Source organism: Vibrio sp. 10N.261.51.F11 (assembly GCF_041471665.1).
Taxonomy (GTDB): Bacteria; Pseudomonadota; Gammaproteobacteria; order Enterobacterales; family Vibrionaceae; genus Vibrio; species Vibrio crassostreae_C.
The window spans coordinates 1-1,053 of the sequence record NZ_JBFROW010000092.1; the positions used below are offsets into that span (position 1 = coordinate 1).

Below are 1,053 nucleotides of genomic sequence, written 5' to 3' on the forward strand. Positions count from 1 at the left end.
AGGCTTTGTTTCCTAAATCAGGGAACTAATGCTTAAAGCTACGATCAGATCATCTAAGTTCACTCACATACTTAGAGCAATGCCAAAGCCTCGCTACAGAACAACTAACTGGAAACAATATAACCAAGCCCTAATCAATCGTGGTTCACTGACATTCTGGATTGATGAGGAAGCGATTCAACAGTGGAAGCAACTCAAGCAAGGTAAACGAGGTCGACCTCGATTGTTTAGTGACTTAGCCATTACGACCGCCCTCATGGTTAAACGAGTATTCGCGATGCCGTTGAGAGCGTTACAAGGATTCATCGATTCTGTTTTCAAACTCGCTCAACTCCCGTTGTCATGTCCTCATTATTCATGCATCAGTAAACGAGCCAAAACGGTTAATGTGTCATTCAAGACAAAGACCCGAGGCGCAATACAGCATTTAGCCATTGATGCAACAGGGCTAAAGGTCTACGGTGAAGGTGAATGGAAAGTAAAAAAACATGGTACTGACGGGAAGCGTCGAGTTTGGCGTAAGCTCCATTTAGCCGTAGACACTGGCACTCATGAAATCATTGCGGCTGAGTTAAGTTTATCGAATGTCACTGACGGTGAAGCTCTTCCTAATTTACTGAATCAAACTCGTCGTAGAATCAATGAGATATCTGGTGATGGAGCTTACGATACAAGACAATGCTACGAAGCAATACGTATTAAACAAGCTGTTCCACTTATTCCACCGAGAGAAGGTGCTGCTTTTTGGTTACGAGGTCACCCCCGTAATCTGGCGGTAGCTTGCCAGAAATTATACGGCTCAAATAAACATTGGAAAAAGAAGTACGGTTACCATAAACGGTCACTTTCAGAGACGGCTATGTTCCGTGTAAAGACACTGTTTGGTGGGCGATTAAGTTTAAGAAACTATAATGCTCAGGTTGGTGAAACCTACGCCATGATTAAAGCGTTGAATAAGCTCACAGGGTTAGGTATGCCTAAAACGATAGAAATAGCCTAATAATCACCCATACTGGCCGTTTCTATCTGAGATCCAATTAGGAAACAAAGCCG

General features: G+C 43.1%; 1 protein-coding gene. It reads left to right on the plus strand.

Annotated elements, in window-relative coordinates; genetic code table 11:
- The first annotated feature begins 79 nt into the window (after window positions 1-79).
- Entirely contained in the window at window positions 80-1,000 is a 921-nt protein-coding gene (locus tag AB4351_RS21235; protein WP_029236538.1) for an IS5 family transposase, read from the plus strand.
- Window positions 1,001-1,053 lie beyond the last annotated feature (53 nt).